At 68.4% G+C, this 6301-nt stretch carries 6 protein-coding genes; all 6 read right to left on the bottom strand.

What is annotated here, in order from left to right; genetic code table 11:
* Window positions 1-195 precede the first annotated feature (195 nt).
* The 6 genes from ABH926_RS24190 to ABH926_RS24165 all read right to left on the bottom strand — a co-directional run bounded on the left by ABH926_RS24190 (window position 196) and on the right by ABH926_RS24165 (window position 6232).
* Entirely contained in the window at window positions 196-555 is a 360-nt protein-coding gene (locus ABH926_RS24190) for a hypothetical protein (RefSeq protein WP_370368009.1), read from the bottom strand.
* Window positions 556-706: 151 nt separating this feature from the next.
* Entirely contained in the window at window positions 707-931 is a 225-nt protein-coding gene (locus tag ABH926_RS24185) for a hypothetical protein (protein ID WP_370368008.1), read from the bottom strand.
* A gap of 93 nt (window positions 932-1024) precedes the next feature.
* Window positions 1025-1564 carry a hypothetical protein gene (locus ABH926_RS24180; RefSeq protein ID WP_370368007.1) on the bottom strand — a complete coding sequence of 180 codons (540 nt, stop codon included), beginning with the start codon at window positions 1562-1564 and terminating at the stop codon, window positions 1025-1027.
* A gap of 547 nt (window positions 1565-2111) precedes the next feature.
* Complete coding sequence (locus ABH926_RS24175) at window positions 2112-2720, bottom strand: C40 family peptidase (RefSeq protein ID WP_370368006.1); 609 nt, start codon at window positions 2718-2720, stop codon at window positions 2112-2114.
* Between the two features lie 72 nt (window positions 2721-2792).
* Window positions 2793-3668 (bottom strand): replication-relaxation family protein, encoded by an 876-nt coding sequence (locus tag ABH926_RS24170; RefSeq protein WP_370368005.1) that lies wholly within the window; start codon window positions 3666-3668, stop codon window positions 2793-2795.
* 95 nt (window positions 3669-3763) lie between these two features.
* Entirely contained in the window at window positions 3764-6232 is a 2469-nt protein-coding gene (locus ABH926_RS24165) for a type IV secretory system conjugative DNA transfer family protein (RefSeq protein ID WP_370368004.1), read from the bottom strand.
* Between the last annotated feature and the right edge of the window lie 69 nt (window positions 6233-6301).

Here is a 6301-nt window from a genome sequence, read left to right as displayed (position 1 = left end):
CCACGCAGCCGCCAGCCTGTCGGGCGGTTCAGCCGAACGCCACACCATCGAGCAAACCCATACCGGACATCACAGTACGTCCCGCCCTCTCAGGCATGGCTCCGCCCCGGATATGGCGATCAGGGCTTTGAGGTGGGGCGGCTGCCGGGTCAGGGTGTAGAAGAAGGGCGGACCCGGCATCCGGTTGGGGACGCGCTATTCGGCGGTCTGTCGGCAGGCCGGGAACGTGCTGCGGCCGGAGTCCTTCGCGTTGCCGGCGTGTTGGTGGAGGTGCTCCGCCACGAGGTCGTCGGGGGCCTGGAGCCATCGATGTCCGTTGCTGACCAGCGGCAGGGCCTGTCCGGTGTCGCAGCACACCAGCGCGTCGCCGTCCCAGTGGACCAGGCCGCAATCAGTGCAACCGGCGGCGCGTGAGTCCACGTGGTCGCCGATCCAGGCCTCGGTGGTCTCGGCATCGGCGAACACGATGCGGCCGTACTCGTCGAAGCTGCCGATCAGCGGGGGTAGTGCTTGGTGGGCGTTGCGGATGGCTTGTAGACAGGCGTTCGGGTCCATGAAGGTGGCTCCTCAGTCGACTTCAGGCATGGCTTCGCCCCGAAGGCGTTGAACAGGGTTTGAGAGGCGGCCGCCGAGCCGGGCGGGAAAGGGGAGGGCGGCCCGGCGGCCGGTCAAGGGGCGCGGCGGTGAGGCGGCCGCGCAGGGTGCGTCAGCGCGGGTCGCGCTGCGCGGGCACGAAAAGCGTCGCCCACGCCCGAGGCATGCGTCCGCTGTGCGACATGATCGCGTCGATCTCGGTGAACCGCGCGGCCATGGCCTCAGCGCGGTAAGCGTGCGGGCAAGTGCGTCCGCACGACGGGGCGGGTGAGTGCGCTGTCCGCGTGGCGGTCGCCGCCAGTTCCCGCAACTGCGCGATAATGGCGTCAGGGTTCACGACAGACTCCTTGCTGATCTCTGAACGGGTTGGATGGGATGGTCGGGGCCTGATTCCCGGCGGCGGGGGCCTATTCCCGCCGCCGGGGCACAGCTACAGCGCAGGGCGTAATGCGGCTGCGCGCAGGCCGGAGACTACGTCGCGCTGGTGCGGCATAAAGGCCTCCCAGGTTCCGACGACGTCTTCCGTCGCAAGTGCGTGCTGGTCGTGCGGATTGGTCAGGTCCGTATGCTCATCGCACAACACGCAGCCGTTCGCGCATTCCTGATCGCGAGTGAGGATCAGCGGCCGGTGCCTGTGTTCACGGCACTGGGTACATTCCTGGCAGGCGGCGACCATGACCGAATGTACCGGGATGAATAGCGTGTCGATCACATACGAAGCCAGGGCGCACATGCCGTCATCTACGGCGGTTCCGGCGTCTGTGTGACCCAGGCTCTCCCGGTCGCGGGCACGGCTCGCGACCTCCATAGCGCCATGGACGGACAGTGCGCCCGTGTAGTCCGGCGTGTACGGCTCTTGAGTTTGACCTGGCGGGTACGGGTGTGCGGTGTGGTCCCATCCCCGCGCTACGATCAGATCGGCTGCATCGGCGAGGATCAGCGGGGCCGGATCCGTGGCTTTGGCTCCCATTAATTGAAATCCCTTCCGTCGGTTCGGCGATTCGGATTGTCCGTTTCGCCCCTCACTTCTTGATATGCCCAATATATCTCGATGGATACCCTGAACCAAGCGTGGAACGGCCCTTTATTCACCCATTTGGACCACGTGTTTTTTGGGTTGCGGATTTGGCGCCTCCTGACAGAAAGGTCGATTCGACTTTGCGATTTCAGCTCAGGCGCCGCGCCGCCGCCTTGGCCTCCGTGCCCGCTGACACCGCCCCGCCTCGGCCCTGTTGAGCAGTGCAGGTTCGAGCTGCCGGCTGGGCCGGCAGCTGATGTGGGGTTGGGTTGGAGACGAGGTGGAAGCGCGGAAGCAGGGGGCATCGACAAGGGCGGCCGGCGGCAGCCGGACGGACGATGATGTCAATCGTGTGATTACGATCGTCGGCCCGCTGCGCGGGTCCTGAAAACAGGCCTTGACCTGGCCTTTCAGGGCCCACTGATGGAGGTCTGGCCGTGTCGGCGTATGTGCCGCCGGGGGTGTCCGCGTGTGTGGCGGCGGCTGTGCCGGGCCCGGTCTATCGGGCGGAGACGGGCCGGGTGGCGGCGAAAAGGTCTCCTCCGGCAAGCAGAGGATCGAGTCGGACGACCGCACCGGGTCTGGGGGCGTCTAGGGCCGTCGGCACGCCACGCAGCGTCCCAAGGTAGATCGCGACGTGGTGAGCGAAACCGGGGTTCCCATAGAAGGCGAGATCTCCGGATCGAAGACTTCTCAATTCGACTTTCACGCCTGCTCGGTATTGTGCGGTGGCGACTCTCGGGATATCGACTCCGGCATATTTGTAGGCGGCTTGCGTAAGCCCGGAACAATCATATCCCGCAGCGGCGTTGTTTACGCCGGTTCCGCCCCAGACGTATGGGCGCCCGATCTGTGCGACAGCGAATGCGATCGCTGCTGCGGCTTGCGGAGAAGGGGCGGCGTGCTCGGCGGTGGCGATCAACTGGACGTAGTCGGCGGCGCTGAACGAGGTCTGGACGCGTTCCGGGTCGCCGCTGACGGCGTGCCAGACCGAGGTCAGAGGACTGGTGATGGCGGAAGTGACGGCTGCGGCGGCGGCGCTGATCAGGACGATCAAGAGGGTGAAGGCCGCCGCCGTGGCAGCGGCGAGGCGGGCGGGCGCGGTCACGGCGGCGGCTCTCCTGTCTGTCGTGGGTTCAGCCAGCGTGCGGCGTGAGGCGGAAGCTGGTGGACGACTGCCTTATAGAGCGTTCGGACGGTGGGGAACGCCGAGGTGGCCGCACGCGGCTTGGCCGAGGCTGACCAAGGAGAGCCTGCTGGCGGTGAACGTCGGCTGCCATACGCACCCAGGGATGTCGGCGGTGGCGGGGTCGCCGGTGGCGGTGGCGACGCAGACCACGTCGTCCAGGTCTAGGTCGGCGAGCAGAGCGTGCAGGTGCTGCTCACGGCCTGGGGTGCGCAGCCAGAACAGCACTGGCGTGCAGGTGTCCGCGGTGCGAAGCAGGTCGGCATAGCCGGCGAGTTTGGCGGCCAGGCGGTGCAGGGGCTCAGTTCCTGTGTCGTATTCCAGGAAGAACTCGCACCATGCTTCGCCGTCGCGCCAGCGCCCGAATCCGTCGGGTCGCACCCGTGCCGGGAAGAGCTTGGCGGTGGCCCATTCCGAGCGCCACTCCTCCAGCGCCGCTTGGTCCCGGGTGCGGGCGGCGGCGAGCAGACGGCAGAAGAACTCGTTGACGCCGCGCAGGTGCTCCAGGTCAGGGCGCAGTGCGGCGGCGGTCGCGGCGGCTTTCGGTCCGGTCGGCGGCATGGCTACGGCGGTGTCTCCGGTCGGCCCGAGCAGTTTCACCGCTTTGGCGGTGGCCACGCAGTACAGCGGCGGGTTCCTCACGGCCGGCGGGCGGAACGTCTCGACCAGGCCGGCGGCGCGCAGGATCCCGATCCGTGCCCGAGCCTTGCCGGGCTCGGCGAACAGGGCGGCGGTGAGCTGACCGCTGGTGAGCACACGGTGCTCTGCGATCAGACGGAGCATCGTCGCGTCCCGTGCGGTGATTCTGTTGGTGATGTCCGCCCCGCGTCGCGGGCGGCCGGCGTTCGCAGGGGATCGGTTGGAGGCCATGGCGGTGTCGCCTTTCCTTGATGGCGGGCGGCGGGACAGCCTGGGTGCGGTTGCACCTGGCTGCCTCGTGGACGGGCGGTGGCCGTGGCCTTGGGTTATGCGGAGCGGCGTCGGGTTTGGCCCGCGTGTTCGGTGTCTTCGATCTGCTCATGTCGGGCGGCGGTCGTGGCGGCGGCCAGCTCCCGGATCCGCGTTGAGCGGCCGGGGAAGGGTGGAGGCAGGGGCCGGGTGCGCATGGTGAAGGCGGGGACGGCAACGCCGTCGACGGACAGCCGCACGGCAGCCTGGAAGCCGCCGAGGTGCGCCAGGTCGTGCTCGGACAGCTGCGGGCTGACGTGCGTGGTCAGGGTTTTGGCGTCTTCCGGGGAGCAGGCGAAGAAGACCTTGTTCCGGGTGTTCGCGGAGATCCCTTCGCGCAGGTCCGGTGGCATCTGGGCGAGGTTCTGATGGGCGAGCACCAGCGCGAGGCGGTAGGCGCGTGCCTCGGCGAGCATGTCCTCCATAGGGATCGGCATGGCCAGGAAGTTGTGCGCCTCGTCCAGGATTAAGCGGGCATCGGAGCGGGCGCCTTCGGTGGTTTTGGCGCGTGCGGAGGCGGCGTGCCAGGTGGCGGCGACGATGAACGACCCGAGCAGTCGGGCGGTTTCCTCGCCGAGCACCCCTTTGGGTAGCCGTACCAGCAGGATCCCACCGTCCAAGACTTGGCGCAGATCGATCGTGGAGGCAGGCTCGCCGATCGTGGCCTGAACGAAGTCGCGCAGCAGAAACGCGCGGAGTTTGTTCAGCAGCGGCGCGATCGCCGCTGTGCGCCCGGCCTCGGACAGGCTGTCGAAGCCCCGCCAGAACCCGCGAAGAACCTTGTAGCTGTCGGTGTTCGGTAGCTGTGACAGGATCCTGCGCCGTACGGCCGGATTGGTCAGCAGGTCCGGGATGTCGTTCAAGGTCGGTGTCTTCACCTTCGCCAGCACCTGCGCATCGGCGGTGGCTTGCAAGGTCAGGATCGCAGCGCGCAGCACGTCGTCGGTGCGCGGGCCCCAGTGTGCGGCGAAGGTGCGTCGGAAGATTCCGACCAGGTTCTCGGCCAGCAGTTCGGCGTCTGCACCCTGACCTGTGGGAGCGAGGATGTTCAGCGTCGGATGTCGTCGTCCATCGTGCGGTCCGGTCGGGTCGATCAGGACGACCCGCGGCCCAGCCTGCTCCGGTAGCCGGTCGAGCACGTCGGCGATCAGGTCGCCCTTCGGGTCGATCACGACCACGCCGCGACGGGCCGCGACGTCATCCAAGATCATGTTCGCCATCAGAGTGGACTTCCCCGAGCCGGTAGAGCCGAGGACGTGGGTGTGCCGGCGCGCGTCGGCGATGTTCAGCCCGATCGGGCGGTCTGGTCCGGCGTCGGAGTCACCCAGCACCAACGCCGGGCTGCTTGATGAGACGGCCGGGGGCGGGGCGAGGCAGCGGGCTCCCGCCCGGGTGACGCCGAGCGCGAACGGATCGGACGGCAGATGCGCGACGGCAGCGAGTTCGGCGATGTTCAGCAGGTCCCCGCCGTCGAAATGCCGACGCGACATATTGGTGACTGGATTGTGCAGCCGGCGTCTGGCCAACCAGTTGCGCTCGGCGTAGACCCCGAACGTCGCTGCGAGCGCGCCCGCGACGCCGCGCGTCCGCCTGCGTGCCTGACCGGGCGAAGTGGCCTCGGTGGTCGCGGCGGCGTAGCGGATCTCGCACTCCCACAGCGATCCGGTGGACTTCGCGACCGCGGCCCGTAGCTCGGCAGCGGCTACTGGGTCCAGACGGGTGCCGAATGGTACTGACACATGTGCTACCCCGGGGGTCAGCTCGTCCAGCGTGGCATAGGCGAGGGCGCGCGGGCTGCTGCGTCGGATGCCGGCCGTGCGGGCGCGCATGCGGTTGATCTGGCGGCGCATGACGCGCAGGCTGTGCCCGGTGGCCGGGCGCGCGAGGATCTGTACGGCTGCATGCTCGCCAGGCGCCAAGGCAGAGCCGGCGCCAAGAAGTGCCCGTAGCGGATCGGAGTCGTGCTTGGTGTTCAGCGGCAGTACCTGGCAGCGGGCGAGCCGCAGACGGCCGCCAGTCGCCGCATTCACAGAGGTAGGGATCGGTGCGGTGGCGGGATTGAACACGGTGGTGCGGGCGCCGGGCCAGGCGGATTCCACTGCGGACTCCACGACACCGGGCGCGATGACGCCGGGCACCCAGATGCCGATTTCAGCGCCGTGTTCGGTGAAACAGTATTCGAAGGCCAGGTGCGGTTGGCCGTCGAGCAGGCGTCGCCACCTGGGGCGCAGCACGGCGTGCAGGTGCGACCAGAACTTCGCAGCGCCGTCCGTTCCGACCTGCGGCGGCAGTTGCACCGAGACGAGGCGAGCCCCATCCGCCATCAGCCGGCGGTGCCGCGCGCGCTGCAGGAGCCGTGTGCCGGAGACGAGCCCGGAAACCGCGACGAGGGAGGGCACGGTCACCGGCCACCAGGTGGTCAGCAGCGATACGAGACCGTTCCACGCGTGGGCGACGAATGCATTCGGGTCGATCAGGAACCTCACCAGAGGGCCGTGGGGCATGCCGCCGGTGCGCGGCACTGGTGATGCTGGGGCGGCGGCAGGGCTAGAGGG

The sequence above is a fragment of the Catenulispora sp. GP43 genome (assembly GCF_041260665.1).
Taxonomy (GTDB): Bacteria; Actinomycetota; Actinomycetes; order Streptomycetales; family Catenulisporaceae; genus Catenulispora.
Note: the sequence above shows the minus strand (reverse complement) of the source record. Positions and strands in the feature narration are given on the sequence as shown.

Excerpts from the sequence above, each read along its gene's own strand:
- ABH926_RS24190 (WP_370368009.1), bottom strand. The coding sequence starts at position 555 with ATGGACCCGAACGCCTGTCTACAAGCCATCCGCAACGCCCACCAAGCA.
- ABH926_RS24170 (WP_370368005.1), bottom strand. The coding sequence starts at position 3,668 with ATGGCCTCCAACCGATCCCCTGCGAACGCCGGCCGCCCGCGACGCGGG.
- ABH926_RS24180 (WP_370368007.1), bottom strand. The coding sequence starts at position 1,564 with ATGGGAGCCAAAGCCACGGATCCGGCCCCGCTGATCCTCGCCGATGCA.